The organism is Burkholderia sp. ZZQ-2 (assembly GCF_050768715.1).
GTDB classification, from domain to species: domain Bacteria; phylum Pseudomonadota; class Gammaproteobacteria; order Burkholderiales; family Burkholderiaceae; genus Burkholderia; species Burkholderia cepacia.
The window spans coordinates 60,009-74,900 of record NZ_LDVA01000196.1; the positions used below are offsets into that span (position 1 = coordinate 60,009).

The 14,892-nt window shown below is 68.3% G+C and carries 13 protein-coding genes; 7 read left to right on the top strand and 6 right to left on the bottom strand.

All coding sequences use genetic code 11. From position 1 onward, the window contains the following. Positions 1–2 precede the first annotated feature (2 nt). On the top strand, positions 3–710 hold the full coding sequence (locus ABY44_RS13505; RefSeq protein WP_081072771.1) for a TetR/AcrR family transcriptional regulator: 708 nt from the start codon (positions 3–5) through the stop codon (positions 708–710). Between the two features lie 186 nt (positions 711–896). Here the strand turns inward: ABY44_RS13505 and ABY44_RS13510 are convergent, their stop codons facing one another. Continuing rightward, positions 897–2,081, bottom strand: a complete 1,185-nt coding sequence (locus ABY44_RS13510; RefSeq protein WP_060172842.1) for a PucR family transcriptional regulator — start codon at positions 2,079–2,081, stop codon at positions 897–899. A gap of 208 nt (positions 2,082–2,289) precedes the next feature. Here ABY44_RS13510 and ABY44_RS13515 point away from each other — a divergent pair, with 208 nt between their 5' ends. The 6 genes from ABY44_RS13515 to ABY44_RS13540 all read left to right on the top strand — a co-directional run bounded on the left by ABY44_RS13515 (position 2,290) and on the right by ABY44_RS13540 (position 10,825). Continuing rightward, positions 2,290–3,816 (top strand): flavin-containing monooxygenase, encoded by a 1,527-nt coding sequence (locus tag ABY44_RS13515; RefSeq protein WP_060172843.1) that lies wholly within the window; start codon positions 2,290–2,292, stop codon positions 3,814–3,816. Positions 3,817–3,818: 2 nt separating this feature from the next. After that, positions 3,819–4,775, top strand: a complete 957-nt coding sequence (locus tag ABY44_RS13520; RefSeq protein ID WP_081072772.1) for an alpha/beta fold hydrolase — start codon at positions 3,819–3,821, stop codon at positions 4,773–4,775. Positions 4,776–4,940: 165 nt separating this feature from the next. Next, a complete protein-coding gene (locus ABY44_RS13525) occupies positions 4,941–6,362 on the top strand; it encodes a coniferyl aldehyde dehydrogenase (RefSeq protein ID WP_060172844.1) in 1,422 nt (473 codons plus the stop codon). 29 nt (positions 6,363–6,391) lie between these two features. Then, complete coding sequence (locus ABY44_RS13530; RefSeq protein ID WP_060172845.1) at positions 6,392–8,068, top strand: GMC family oxidoreductase; 1,677 nt, start codon at positions 6,392–6,394, stop codon at positions 8,066–8,068. 128 nt (positions 8,069–8,196) lie between these two features. Further along, entirely contained in the window at positions 8,197–9,882 is a 1,686-nt protein-coding gene (locus ABY44_RS13535; protein ID WP_060172846.1) for a long-chain fatty acid--CoA ligase, read from the top strand. Between the two features lie 217 nt (positions 9,883–10,099). Continuing rightward, entirely contained in the window at positions 10,100–10,825 is a 726-nt protein-coding gene (locus ABY44_RS13540; RefSeq protein ID WP_060172847.1) for a hypothetical protein, read from the top strand. Positions 10,826–10,953: 128 nt separating this feature from the next. On the opposite strand, the gene ABY44_RS13545 is transcribed toward ABY44_RS13540, so the two are convergent. The 5 genes from ABY44_RS13545 to ABY44_RS13565 all read right to left on the bottom strand — a co-directional run. Further along, complete coding sequence (locus tag ABY44_RS13545) at positions 10,954–11,697, bottom strand: hypothetical protein (RefSeq protein ID WP_060172848.1); 744 nt, start codon at positions 11,695–11,697, stop codon at positions 10,954–10,956. Between the two features lie 52 nt (positions 11,698–11,749). After that, positions 11,750–12,190 (bottom strand): hypothetical protein, encoded by a 441-nt coding sequence (locus ABY44_RS13550; protein WP_060172849.1) that lies wholly within the window; start codon positions 12,188–12,190, stop codon positions 11,750–11,752. Positions 12,191–12,247: 57 nt separating this feature from the next. Continuing rightward, on the bottom strand, positions 12,248–13,723 hold the full coding sequence (locus ABY44_RS13555; protein WP_124672501.1) for an efflux transporter outer membrane subunit: 1,476 nt from the start codon (positions 13,721–13,723) through the stop codon (positions 12,248–12,250). Between the two features lie 11 nt (positions 13,724–13,734). Then, positions 13,735–14,649 (bottom strand): biotin/lipoyl-binding protein, encoded by a 915-nt coding sequence (locus ABY44_RS13560; RefSeq protein WP_027792349.1) that lies wholly within the window; start codon positions 14,647–14,649, stop codon positions 13,735–13,737. Between the two features lie 24 nt (positions 14,650–14,673). Next, positions 14,674–14,892, bottom strand: a 219-nt coding sequence (locus ABY44_RS13565; RefSeq protein WP_431641291.1) for a DUF1656 domain-containing protein, incomplete at its 5' end; no start/stop codon positions are given.

A 14,892-nucleotide genomic window follows, 5' to 3' on the forward strand; every position in this document is an offset into this window, starting at 1 on the left:
CCATGCGACACCGTCACGACGAACCGGACACGGTGACCGAACCCGAAGCGCACCATGCTGGCGGAAGGAAGCGCGCGACGAGTGCTGCCTCGTCGGGCAGCCATCCCGACGGCTTGCGGGCGCAGGGGCTGCGCACGCGCAACACGATCGTTCGCGTCGCGCGGGAGCTGCTGCTGGAAGGCGGCCCGCTGACCTTCTCGCAGCGCGCGGTCGCCGCCGGTGCCGGTATCAGCGTGAGCAACCTGCAGTATTACTTCCCGACCCGGCTGGCCGTGCTGCGGGCCGTGATCGAGCCGGCCATCGATGCGTACCTGGGCGAGCTGACGCGCGTGCTCGACAGCGATGCGTCGCCGGACGACGTACTCGAACGCGTGCTGGCGCGCTCGCTGAGCGATGCGAAGGATGCGCAATACGGTGCGCTGTTCAGGCATTTCCTGTCGTTCGCCGCCATCGATCCCGAATGCCTCAAGCTGTTCGACGGATGGTACGACACGCTGACGCGCGAGATCGCGAAGCTGTTGCGCACCGTCAATCCGGCGTTCGACACGGCCGACAGCCTGCACGTCGCCACGCTGCTGATTGCGACTGCCGACGGCCTGACGTTGCAATCCGGGTCGGCGCGATTTACGCAGGAGCTCGATGCCATGTTCATGGAGACGGTCCGTTGCCTCGTCTACGAAAATCGACCTCGAGGTAACGCCGTGCGGTGACCGCGTGTAGCGGGTGGTCGTCCCCGGTCACGCAGCGGTTGTGCGATGTCGTGCCGGGTGCGCCGGGCCGGAACTGCACGACAGCGGCGGGGCGCCTTGAGCCGACCGCAACGTCCCGTTGCGCGCCAATGACCGTTTGCGTACGTCATCCGCATGTGAAGAACGGCCTCGACGCATGCGCCGCGATCAATCCGGATCGTTGGCGATCCAGTACAGCACCTCCAGCGCGGCCGCGACGTGCAGGCGCTGCTGCGCGAGCGGGCGGGGGAGCAGCGCCTCGGCACGCTCGAGCCGGCGCAGCAACGTGTTGCGGTGAACATGGGTTTTCTCGGCCGCGTCGGTCACGCTGCAGCCTTCCGCGAGAAACGCGCGCAGCGCGGCGCGCAGCGACTTGTCGGCGGTGGCCAGCTCGCCCAGTGTATTGGTGACGAACTGTTGTACGGACTCCATGTGATTGGTCATCAGCGCGATCAGACTCATGCTGTCCGCATGCACCACGCCGACGCCGGCGTGCAGCCTGCCGAGCAGCCGCTGCGTCGCCAGTGCGTCCAGGTGGCCATGCCGGAATCCTTCCATGCCGCTGCCGGCGGTCGCGACGGCCATGTGCACACCGGGCAGCGTGTTGATCGCACGCTGCAACCAGGGCATGTCGAGCGGTTTGCCGTCGTGATACGTCCAGACCCACAATGTCGCCGTGTTCGCGACGACGACCAGGGCATTGCGCGTGCCCGCGCATTGGGCCAGCGCGTCGGCGGCCCGCTCCAGCAAACCCAGTTCGATATCCGCTTCCTCGCTCCAGACGATCGCGGCGTGATGGCGCTGCTCCAGCGTGTAGCCCAGACGCCGGCTGGCCTCTTGCGTGCCGATGGCCGTGCCCTCGACGATCTGCGTGACCAGTTCGCGACGGTCGGCGTGCGTGCCGCGTAGTCGCGCTTCGCGCTCGGCGCGCATGAACTCCGCCATGCCGACCATGTTGGTGTCGATGAACGTCGCGATCGAACGTGACGACACGGCGAGGAATTCGCGCAGTTCGTCCGGATCCTGGGTCAACGTAAACGCGAGCTCCATCCAGCGTTGCCACACGACGCTCTGCGACGAACGGGCCGCGACGAACACGAGGTCGGTCAGGCCGCGCCGCACCAGTTCCTGCGCACTGCTCAGCATGTCGGCGGACAGGAAGCGGGATACCGGCGCGCAAGGGTTCTCAAGATTGGAGGTTGCCCAGTGAATCAGCCCGTTGCGGTTGATCCGCCGCACGGCCGCCGCGAGCACGGGGTCGCTCATCGTCGCGCTGGCCGCCACGTTCTCCTTGTCGAGTTCCTGCAGCCATTCCGTCTGCACATTCAGCGCGATCTCGGCACCCTGACGCATCAATTCCCGGATGCGAGGCGACGGCATCGGCCATGGCGGCGGGGTCATGGAGGGGAGGTTCTGGGACATGGCAGGCGAGACGCAAATGAAGAGGTGCAAGTTGCACTAATTGTAGTCGCGTACTGTGCGTTCGACACCTTGTTTGGTGCGGTTCGGTTGATAACAATAACGACACATCGCGCATTTCGACGCAATCAGGAGACACGCCGTGACCGTACACCCTCTTCCGTCCACCGAGCATGTAGATGTGCTCATCGTTGGCGCCGGCCTTTCCGGGATCGGCGTTGCCCGTCAACTCGAGACGGACCGTCCCGGCACGTCGTACCTCATTCTGGAAGCGCGTGCCACGACCGGCGGCACGTGGGACCTGTTTCGTTATCCGGGCATCCGCTCCGACTCGGACATGCATACCTACGGTTACGGTTTCAAGCCGTGGGCCGACAAGAAGGCGATCGCCGGTGCGGATTCGATCCTTTCGTACCTGAGAGAGACCGCGACCGAATACGGGATCGATCGTCACATCCGCGTGAATCACAAGGTGATCCAGGCAAGCTGGTCGAGTGCGCAGGCGCTGTGGAACGTCGAAGTCGAGCGCCTCGATACGGGCGAACGCAAGACGATCCTGGCCAAGTGGTTCTTCAGCGCCGCAGGGTTCTATCGGCACGACGAAGGCTACACGCCGAAGCTCGACGGGATCGAGAATTTCGGCGGGACGGTGGTTCACCCGCAGCACTGGCCGGAAGATCTCGACTACGGCGGCAAGCGCGTGGTGGTGATCGGCAGCGGCGCGACCGCCGTCACGCTGTTGCCGGCCATGGCCGGCAAGGCCGGGCACGTCACGATGCTGCAGCGCACGCCGACCTACGTGGTGAGCCTGCCGTCCGAAGACATCATTGCGAATACGCTGCGCAAGATCATGCCGCACAAGTGGGCCTATGCGATCGTGCGTCGGAAGAATGTCGCGATTTCCCGCTTCATCTGGCGTTTCTGCCGGTCGCGTCCGCAGGCGGCGCGGCGCCTGATCCGCTACCTGAACAAGCGCCAGTTGCCGAAGGACTATCCGGTCGACGTCCATTTCAACCCACCGTACAACCCGTGGGACCAGCGCCTGTGCGTGGTGCCGGACGGCGATCTTTTCAAGTCGATCCGCGATGGCCGCGCATCGGTCGTGACGGACCGCATCAGGGCCTTCACAGAAACGGGCATCGTGCTGGAATCCGGGCAGACCTTGCCCGCCGATATCATCGTCACGGCGACGGGGCTCAACGTCAGGTTCTTCGGCGGGATCAAGCTGGTGGTCGACGGCGAGCCGGTCGATCTGCACAGCAAGGTCGCTTTCAAGGGCATGATGCTCAGCGGCGTGCCGAACTTCGGGTTCTCGATCGGCTATACGAATTCGTCGTGGACGATGAAGGTCGGGCTGCTGGCCGAACACTTCTGTCGTTTGCTGACGCACATGGAGCGCGGCGGTTACGCGGTCTGCATGCCCGAATTGCCGGCCGCCGACATGCCGACGCGCCCGCTGCTCGATTTCGGTGCCGGCTACATCAAGCGCGCGATCGACGGCCTGCCGCGCCAGGGCCCGGGCACGCCGTGGATCATGTCGATGGACTATCACGTCGACGTCAGGATATTGCGGCATGGCCCGGTCGAAGATCCGAACCTGCGTTTCAGGCATGCGCCGGCAGCAGGCGGCACGGATCGCGTCGAGGCCCGTCGGGCCGTCGGAGCCTGATCATGACGATCCACGCCATGGAAGCAATCCAGGACGCGTTCTGCGACCTGCCGGGCGGGGTGCGCCTCTGCTATCGCACCTACGGGCCCGACGACGGCGAGCCGTTGCTGCTGATCGCGGGCATGACGCTGCAATTGACCTTCTGGCCGCCTGCGCTGATCGACGCGCTGATTCAATGCGGCTATCGCGTGATCGTGTTCGACAATCGCGATGTCGGGCGCTCGTCGCGCATCGCGCGGCCGGGGCCGAGCGTGCTCCGGCAATTCCTGCGCGTGCCCGTCAAGGACGGCTACGACCTGGAAGACATGGCGCAGGACACGATCGGCCTGCTCGACAGCCTGAAGGTGGCGCGCGCGCACGTCGTTGGCATGTCGATGGGCGGCATGATCGGCCAGGTGCTCGCCGCTCGCCATCCGCAACGCGTGCTGTCGCTGACCTCCATCATCTCCACGACCGGTGCGCGCAACGTCGGCCAGCCGGCCATGTCCAGCATGCTGATGCTGACTGCACCGCCGCCGCGCACGCGCGAAGCGGCGGTGGAGCAGTACAGCCGCATCATGGCCCACATCGGCACGCAGGCGTATCCCGCGGACGACGCCGCGCGGCGCGCGTACGCGGCCCAGGCGTGGGACCGCGGCCAGCAGGCGCGCGACCACGAGAGCACGACCCGCCAGATCGGCGCGATCATCAAGTCAGGAGACCGAACCGAGGAAATCCGGCGAATCCGGGCGCCGACCCTGGTCGTGCACGGCGATCGCGACCTGCTGGTCGCGCCGAGCGGAGGTGTCGCGACCGCTGCCGCGATCCCGGGTGCCGACATGGTGACGGTGCGCGGCATGGGGCACGACATTCCCGATGGCGTCGTGCCGCTGCTGACGAGCCTGATCGACGGCCATATCCGGCACCGTGCAACACGCGCTGCCGCCGAACCCGTGCGTGCCGGCAGGCACATTGCGTGAGCCGGTTAGCGCGCGGCACGCGACAAGAGGAGACGGCGTGGCGCGGCGCTCGCGCAATCGCCGGCAAACGAACTGCCCGAAGGCAGCGTGAAAACCAGGAACATCTTGCAAGACGCTTGTCGTGATGCGACGCGATCGCACGATCGACAAGCCGGAGGAGACACCATGCATCAAGGCTACCCGACCGACCTTGCGGCCCGCTTCGAGCGCCAGCGCCGCGCCTTCGCGCTGGAGCCGAACCCGGCCCTGGCCACCCGGCTGGCGCGCCTCGAACGGCTGGCCGCGTGGCTCGATGCGCACGAGCACGACATCGTGCGCGCCATCGACACCGATTTTCAGGGCCGCTCCGCTCACGAGACGCGGCTCGCGGAGGTGTTCATCGTGCGCGCCGGCATCCGGCACGCGCGCCGGCACCTGAAGCACTGGATGCGGGCGCGCCGCGTGTCGACCGCGCTGCATTTCCGGCCCGGCTACAACCGGCTCATCCCGCAGCCGCTGGGCGTGACGGGCATCATCTCGCCGTGGAACTACCCGCTGCAGCTTTCGCTCGGGCCGGCACTCGCGGCGCTCGCCGCCGGCAATCGCGTCCTGATCAAGCCGTCCGAGCTCACGCCCGCGCTGTCCGACCTGCTCGTGTCGATGGCGCGCGAGACCTTCGCGCCGGACGAGCTGGACGTCGTGGCGGGCGACGTCGAACTCGGCAAGGCGTTCGCGAGCCTGCCGTTCGATCACCTGTTCTTCACCGGGTCGACCCAGGTGGGCCGTGTCGTCGCCAAAGCCGCCGCGGCCAACCTGACGCCCGTGACGCTCGAGCTCGGCGGCAAATCGCCGGCCATCCTCGATGCGTCGTGCAACGTAGCGGTGGCCGCGCAGCGCATCGCGTTCGGCAAGCTGCTGAACGCGGGCCAGACCTGCGTCGCGCCCGATTACCTGCTCGTGCCCACCGGCACGGCCGGCAGCGTCGCGTCGCAACTGGCGCGCGCCGTCGCGCGCCTGTATCCGACGCTGGCCGCGAATCCCGACTACACGGCCATCATCAGCGAACGCCACCGCGCGCGCCTCGCCGACATGGTCGATGAAGCGCGTCGCGCGGGCGCGCGCATCCTCGAAGTCAACCCGGCCGGCGAATCGTTCGTCACGTCGTCGCGCAAATTCGCGCCGACGATCGTGGTCGGCGCGCCGGCCGACACGCGGCTGATGAACGAAGAGATCTTCGGCCCCGTCCTGCCGATCGTCGAATACGCGAACCTGGACGATGCACTCGCCTACATTCAGGGCCGCGCGCGTCCGCTGGCGTTGTACTGGTTCGGCGAAGACGCATCGCGCCGCGATCGCGTGCTGCGCGAGACGGTGTCCGGCGGCGTCACGATCAACGACTGCCTGTGGCACCTGGTACAGGAGAACCAGCCGTTCGGCGGCGTCGGGCAGAGCGGCATGGGCGCCTATCACGGGCAGTGGGGCTTCGACACCTTCAGCAAACTGAAGCCGGTGTTTCACCAGGCCCGCTGGAACGGTGCCGTGCTGTTCCATCCGCCGTACGGCCGCGTCTTCGATCTGCTGCTGCGCACGCTGTCGCGACTCGCGTGACTTCCGAATCCCGTATCGAGAGAAATGCCATGAATCATCAGTTCGACTACATCGTCGTGGGCGGCGGCTCGGGCGGCAGCGTGGTAGCAGGGCGCCTGACCGAAGACCCGAACACCACCGTCTGCCTGCTGGAAGCGGGCGGCGGCGGCGACGGCATGGAAATCAACATCCCGGCGGGCATGGTCGCGATGCTGCCGACCCGCCTCAACAACTGGGCCTTCCACACGGTGCCGCAGCGCGGCCTCGGCGGCCGCGTCGGCTATCAGCCGCGCGGCAAGGCGCTGGGCGGCTCGTCGGCGATCAACGCGATGGTCTACATTCGCGGCCACCGCACCGACTACGACACGTGGGCCGCGCTCGGCAATCCCGGCTGGTCGTACGACGAAGTGCTGCCGTACTTCCGCCTGAGCGAGCACAACGAGCGCATCAACGACGCGTGGCACGGCCAGGACGGCCCGCTGTGGGTCAGCGACCTGCGCTCCGACAACCCGTTCCAGGCACGCTTCCTGGCGGCGGCCCGCCAGGCCGGCCTGCCGCTGACGGACGATTTCAACGGCGCGCAGCAGGAAGGCGCCGGTATCTACCAGGTCACGCAGAAGCAGGGCGAACGATGGAGCGCGGCGCGCGGCTATCTGTTCCCGCATCTCGGCAAACGCGCGAATCTCGCCGTCGAAACGCACGCGCAGGTACGGCGCATCCTGTTCGAGGGCAAGCGCGCGGTGGGCGTGGAAGTGCTGCAGAAAGGCACGCTGAAGACCTTCCGTGCGCGGCGCGAGGTGGTGCTGGCCGCGGGCGCGCTGCAGACGCCACAACTGCTGATGCTGTCCGGTATCGGCCCGAAAGGCGAGCTCGCGCGCGTCGGCATCGACACGCTGCACCATCTGCCCGGCGTGGGCCGCAACCTGCAGGACCACCCCGACTTCATCTTCAGCTACCGCACGCGCAGCCTCGATACGATGGGCATCTCGGTGGGCGGCAGCGCGCGGATGCTGCGCGAGATCCTGCGTTTTCGCCGTGAACGGCGCGGCATGCTGACGTCGAATTTCGCCGAAGGCGGCGCGTTCCTGAAGACGCAACCCGGCCTCGACGCGCCCGACATCCAGCTGCATTTCCTGGTGGCGCTGGTCGACGACCACGCGCGGCGCATGCACCTGGGCCACGGGCTGTCCTGCCACGTGTGCCTGCTGCGCCCGCGCAGCCGCGGCTCGGTCACGCTGCTCAGCCGCGACCCGGCCGACGCGCCGCTGATCGATCCCGCGTTCCTCGACGATCCGCGCGACCTGGAGGACATGGTGGCGGGCTTCAAGATCACGCGCGGCCTGATGAACGCGCCCGCGCTCGCGGAGTGGATCACGCGGGACATGTTCACGCGCGACGTGCACAGCGACGACGAGATCCGCGCCGTGCTGCGCAAGCGTGCGGATACCGTCTATCACCCGGTCGGCACCTGCCGCATGGGACAGGACGCGATGGCCGTGGTCGATCCGCAGTTGCGCGTGCATGGCCTCGACGGGCTGCGCATCGTCGATGCATCGGTGATGCCGACCCTGATCGGCGGCAACACCAATGCGCCCACCATCATGATCGCGGAGAAGGCGGTCGACATGATGCGCGGCGTCAGCCGGGTGGCATCCGCGGCGCATGCGACGGCGGCGTCGGCGGAAACGCACCGGTTCACGACGTCGGGCATCGATACCGGCCGATAGGGGGCTGTCCGGTTGCCGTCGGCGCCGGACGTTCACCCGGCCAAACGAATGCGTGCACGCAGTGTCGGGACGGCCGGTCCCGCCGCTGCCATTTCTCACCCGCAGTTTTGACGAAGAGTTGCCGAACCATGTCAGCCATCCGATCGCCATTCTGGCCCGCGCACCTGGCCACGCGTCAGGTGCCGCCCGCGACCAACCTGTTCCGTCACGTGGAGGCCGCGGCGGCGCGCCATCCCGACAAGCCGTTCATCCTGTTCTACGACACGCCGGTCTCGTTCGCGCGCTTCCAGCGCGAAGCCGAGCACGTGGCGGGTTTCCTGCAGCAGCGTTGCGGGGTGAAGGCGGGCGACCGCGTGCTCCTGGACATGCAGAACAGCCCGCAATGGATGATTGCGTACTACGGCATCCTGCGTGCGAACGCGGTGGTTGTGCCGGTCAACCCGATGAACATGACCGACGAACTCGCGCATTACATCGAGGACAGCGGCGCGAGCACGGTATTCGTCGCGCAGGACCTGTATCCGCGCGTCGCGCCGCTCGTGGGCGGCGCGGGCGGCCTCGCGAACGTCGTCGTGGCGACGTACGGCGACTACGTGGCGCAACCTTCGGCCGTCGCGGTGCCCGATTTCGTGGCCGCGCCGCGCCACGTCGACGGGCCCGGCGTGGTGCACTGGCGCGATGCGCTCGCCGCGCAGCTGGCGCCGGGCGAACTGACGGCGGGCCCAGACGACATCTGCCTGATGCCGTACACGTCCGGCACGACGGGCAAGCCGAAAGGCTGCGTGCACACGCATCGTAGTGTCTTGTGCACGGCGGCCGGCTTCGTCGACTGGTTCGACGATCCCGAGGACGCGATCCACCTCGCGGTGCTGCCGCTGTTCCATGTCACCGGCATGCAGGGCGGCCTGAACGGCCCGCTGTACCGCGGGTCGACGGTGGTCGTGCTGCCGCGCTGGGATCGCGATGCCGTGGCCCTGGCGATCGGCCGCAACCGCGTATCCGTGTGGCAGTCGATCTCGACGATGATGGTGGATTTCCTGTCGAACCCGAACCTGCACGAATACGACCTGTCGAGCCTGCGCTCGGCGCGCGGCGGCGGCGCGGCGATGCCGGAAGCGATCGCCCGGAAGCTCAGGGAAACGGTCGGGCTCGACTACGTCGAAGGTTACGGGATGTCGGAAACGATCGCGGCGACGCACATCAATCCGCCCGCGCATCCCAAGCCGCAGTGCCTCGGCATTCCGGTGTTCGACGTCGATGCGCGGATCGTCGATCCGGTCACGTTCCAGCCCGTGCCGCAAGGCGAGGTGGGCGAGATCGTCATGCATGCGCCGCAACTGATGCAAGGGTACTGGCGCAATCCGGAAGCAACGCGGCAGGCGTTCGTCGAGATCGACGGCAAGCGCTTCCTGCGCACCGGCGATCTCGGCCGCATCGACGCGGACGGCTACTTCTTCATGGCCGACCGGCTGAAGCGGATGATCAACGCGTCGGGCTACAAGGTCTGGCCGGCCGAAGTCGAGACGACGATGTACCGCCATCCGGCGATCAAAGAAGTGTGCGTGATCGGCACGCGCAGCGCACATCGCGGCGAGACCGTCAAGGCATTCGTCGTGCTCGATCCGGCGTATCCCGACGGCGTGACGCCCGACGACGTGGTCGCATGGTCGCGCGATCATATGGCGTCCTACAAGGTTCCGCGCATCGTGGAATTCGTCGAGTCGCTGCCGAAATCCGGGTCAGGAAAGATCCTGTGGCGGGAATTGCAGGAAAGGGAAGAGGCGGCGGCCGCTCAAGGAAACGCAGCGGCGTGACGTAAGTGCGATGCGTCACGCATCGCGCTGAATGAAGCAGCCACGAGGGAATGCCCTCGTGTTTCGTGTCGATTTCATGTTTGTCATATCGACCTATCGTTGTTGTCGTGAATTACCGATCGAGCGGCCCGGTTTCCGGCGTCGCGCGATCGGGCCTGTCAACGTCAATCGAATGGTTCTCCATGCGGGAACCGGGCATGGTGTGCGGAGAAAGAGAATGAGGAACGATTCATACAAGGTCATGCGCTTCGCGGCATGGAGCGCGATCATCGGTGGCCTGCTGGCTTACGCGAACGTGGGGCTGGTGTCGGCGGTGGCCGGCCCGGATACCGGCATGTTGCTGCACGGCGCGACGATGCTGAGCCTGCCGTCCGATACGCGCGACCTGTTTCGCCTGTCGATGCTGGCCGACGTGTTCGGGTTCTATCTCGCGGTTCTCGTGATCGGCGGGTACTTCCTGCATACCTTCAAGGACGAACTCGGCGCGCTCGGCTACATGATCGCGTTCGCGATCGGGGCGTATGCGGTGCTCGGCATCACCGGGGCGGCACTGCAGCTGTCGGTGCTCGATCCGCTGGCGCGGATGTATGCGGGCGGAGACGACCCAACGAGGGCCGCCGCGGCCGCGGCGTGGACGACCGTCGCCAACGGCACGCAAAGCGGGTTGTGGTGGGCCGAAGGCCCGCTGGTGTTCTTCTGGGCGCCGATCGCCGCCAACCGGTTGAAACAGGCCGGATGGCACGGGTCGTTCCTGCTGAAGATCGTCGCGTGGTTCTTCGCGATCATCTTCGTGTCCGGCTTCTTTCCTGAATACGAAGTCGTGACGGGGGCGAGCGAGGTCGTCGTCGTCCTCGTGCTGCCGTTGTGGATGCTGTGGTTCGGCGTGCAGTTGCTGCGCCGAGCGGGCCGGCACGTGAAAGCGGGGGCGATGGTCGCCGGCTGACGGAGTGGCAGCGAGGGAGGGGGGCTCCCATAACCGGCTCCCTTCTCGCGTTCCCATGGACGGCTCCCATGCGCGATACCGAACGCGGGAATCGTCCCCGCGTGAATTCGGCGGGCGTCGGAGCCGGTCTACTCGACCGCGACACAGGCCGCCGTGCTGCCCAACGCCGCCGCCCGCAGGTGGCGATCGCGGTCGGCCAGCCAGTCTTTCCGCTCGCCGCGCCAGCCCACCGCATGGATCTTGTCCATCTGGCGCGCGGCAACGGTAGCCGCGCAGGCCAGGCCGGGGAGCGGGATGTCGAGCAGGCGCCAGCGGCCCGCATGCGGCGTATCGACCTCGCGGAAGGGCCCCACAAACGGCGCCAGCGACGCGAGCGTCGCGCCGTGTCCGCTTCCGCATGCATTCGAGAGGCTGTCCAGCCGAAGCTGGTCGCGCGATGCCGGACCGGCGTGCGTGCCGGCTTGCGCCATGCCCAGCCCGATCGGGCCACGGGCGATCGCGATCACGATCCAGATGCCGGCGTGGCCGACCACGATGTCGAGCCCGTCCAGCGAGTCGCAGCCCGCGATCGCGATATGGTCGGCCTCGCGCTCGATCAGCGTGAGCTCGTCGGCGGCGCGGCCGGCCAGCGTCCCCAGGATCGCGCGCAGCGCCGACCGGCCGATCGCGAAGCGGCGGCCGTGCGCGCGGTTCGGATGCATCCTGGCACGCCGCAGTTCCGTCTTCGACAGGCAGAGATGGCCTTGTTCGCTGGTGACGAGCTGCCATTCGCCGCGCAGTCGCCACAACAGGATCTCGCCCGGAGTGGGCAGCCGCGACGGACATGACGCAAGCGTGTGCGAGCCGGTGATCGTCAGGGCGGGATAGCGCATGCCGGCCCTCGTGTCGGTGGCGGATGCGACGTGTCCCGGCGTGCCGGCCCTGTCATGCCTGTTGTCCGGTTTGCAGCGCGTCGTTGCCCGGATGCTGCCGCGTGAACCGGGCGGCGAGCGAGACGGCCTGCCCGAACGACGCCACCGCGTGATGCGGAATCCCGAATGCCTTGACGGCGACCTCGCCCTGCGCGGCCACTTCCGCGCGCCGGTCGGGATCGGGTTCGACGCTGACGAGCGCCTTGCAGACGGCGCCCAGTGCGACCTTGTTCTGCTTGAGCCAGACCGCGCGGTGCTTGCGGTCGTCGTGGCTCTCGTCGTTATCGAGTTCTACGTAGACGATCACGAACGGCTCGCCGTGGCGCATCAGCGTGTCGATCTCGCCTTCCCAGCGCGGCGCGTAGCCCGGTGTCGCGTGTTCGGGGCGAAACACGCAGACCGGAAAGAGATGGATGTCGTGTAGTGCGAAATCATTCGGATTGAGAGCAGACATCGAGGGTTCTCCGTTGGATGAGCGACGCCGGAGCGTCGGGTGGCCATGCGGCGGCATTCAATGCGCGCTCGCTTGCGCCGCGCCGGCCTGCGCGACCGGCGGCGCGGCGCGCCAGCCGACGCCGAGCGACTTGTAGAGTGCGATCGCGCCCTGCACCTGGGCGAGCCGGCTGAGCGCGAGCGCATCGCGGGCGCGGTACGTCGCGCGCTGCGCCGTGAGCACCGACAGGTATTCGCCGAGGCCGTTGCGATACAGCCGCGTCGCGCGCGACTGCGCATCCTGGCTGCTGTCGACCGCCGCGGCGAGCATGGCTTGCTGGTCGCGCGCGGCGCCGATCGCCACCAGCGCGTCCTCGACATCGCGAAACGCGCCGCGGATGCGCTGCTCGTAGGCGAGCCGGGCGGCTTCGGCGGCCGCGCGCGCGGCGTCGACGCCGGCTTTCGCGCGGCCGCCGTCGTACAGCGTCTGCGTGCCGTCGAGCGCGACCGACCATGCGACGCTCGCGCCCGAGAACAGGTCCTGCACGAGGCTCGCCGTCGTGCCGAGACTCAGCGGAATCGCGAAATGCGGAAACTGCTCGGCGCGCGCGACGCCGATCTGCGCGGTCGCGGCGGCGAGCCGCCGTTCGGCGGCGCGAATGTCGGGGCGCTCGCGGATCACGTCCGACGGCAGCGTGACGGGCAGCGCGGGCGCGACCGGCAGGGTCGCGCCGGGCGCGCTCAGCGTGTCGCGCAGCGTTTCCGGAAAACCGCCGACGAGCACGCCGATCGCGTGGGCGAGGCGCGCGACGTCCTGCTGCAGCGGCGGCACCGCCGCCTGCGCGAGCTGCAGTTCGGCACGCGCCTGCGCGACCGCGAACGACGTGCCGAGGCCGCGCCGGTTCGAGCGCTCGGTCAGCTGCCGCGTGGCGTCGAGGCTCGCGACGTTGTCCGTTGCGATCCGCAGCCGCTCCTGGGTCGCGCGCAGTTCCGCGTAATCGGACGCAAGCTCGGCCAGCAGGCTCACGAGGATCGCGTGGCGATCGTCGTCGAGCGCGTCGATCTGCGCATCGGCGGATTCGACCGCGCGTCGCGTGCCGCCGAACAGGTCGAGTTCCCACGACGCATCGAAGCCGAGCCGGTAGGTGCGCGACTGGCCGATCCCGGGCGGCCATTCGAGCGCCCGCGACGAGCGCAGCGCATCGGCGTTCCCGCCCGCGGTGACGGTCGGGCCGAGGCGGCTCGCGATCTGGTCGCGTTCGGCGCGCGCCTGCAGCAAGCGCTGGCGCGCGATCGCGAGATCCTGGTTGTGCGCGATCGCCTGCTCGACCAGCGCATCGAGCTGCGCATCGCCGAACGCGCGCCACCAGTCCTGCAACTGCGCGGGGTCGGCCGTCACCGTGTCGCGCGGCGCGCTCCAGCCGGGCGGGTGCGCGGGCTGCGGCGCCACGTAATCGGGGCCGACCGTCGTGCATGCGGCGAGCGCGCACGCGCAGGCCGCGACGAAGGCGCGCACGCGGCACGTCGCGCGCACCGGAGGGAACGGGCATCGCATCGTCGCCTCCGTCACATCCACGCGTGCAGCCACGACGCGAGCCGGCCGCGCGGCGTGCGCTCGCGCCCGCGTTCGCCGACTTCGACGCTGCACGTCATGCCGGCCGCCAGCAGCACGCCGGCCGGCACCCGGTCGATCTCGATGCGCACCGGAATGCGCTGCGCGAGCCGCACCCAGCTGAAGGTCGGGTTGACGGCCGGCAGCCCGAGTTCGTCGAGCGTGCCGTTTTCGTCGGCGATGCCGCGGCCGATGCTCGTCACGTGCCCGCTCAGCAGCGGATCGAAGCCCATCAGCCGGATCGTCGCGGGTGCACCCGTCGCGACGCGGCGCAGCTTGGTCTCCTCGAAATAGCCGGTGATCCAGAAGCTGTGCGCGTCGAGCACCGAGATGCCGGGCTTGCCCTCGACCGCGTAATCGCCGTGACGCAGGCGCAGCTGCGTCACGTAACCGTCGACCGGCGAGCGCAGCGTCGTGCGTTCGAGGTCGAGCTTCGCGACGTCGAGCGCGGCCAGCGCCTTGCGGTGCTCGGCCTGCGCGATCGCCACCGCGCGGCTCGAGCGCTGGATGTCCTCCCGCGGCACGAGATCGTCGAGGCCGGTGCGCCGTTGCGCTTCGTCGCGCTTCTGGCGCATCGACTCGGCGGTCGCGGCGACCTGCGCCTCGGCCTGTTCCACCGCCAGCGCGAAGCGCTGCGGATCGATGCGGTACAGCACGTCGCCTTTCGCGACGCGCTGGTTGTCGACCACCGCGACTTCGACGACGGTGCCCGACACTTCGGGCGCGATCCGCACGACGTGCGCGCTGACACGCGCGTCGCGCGTCCACGGCGCGAGGACGTATGCATGCCAGAGCGCGGCGACCAGCACGATCGCCACGGCCACGGTGGCGAGCGTCAGCAGGGAGCGGGTGAGGGGTTTGAGCGACATGACGCGATACGTTCCGACGGAAGGCTAGAAATAGAGGATCAGCGCGGCGACCAGCACGAGCGAAATCGCGAACTCGAACAGCGCCGGATGCCACACGCGGCGCAGCACGCCGAGCCGGGCGAGCAGCGCGCGCACGGCCAGGTAGAGCGGCACGGTCGCGCACGCATAGACGAAAAAGGGCGGCAGGTAGATGCCGGCCAGCGGGAATTCACTGAGCATCGCGGGCGCGCTCCGGAACGGCGG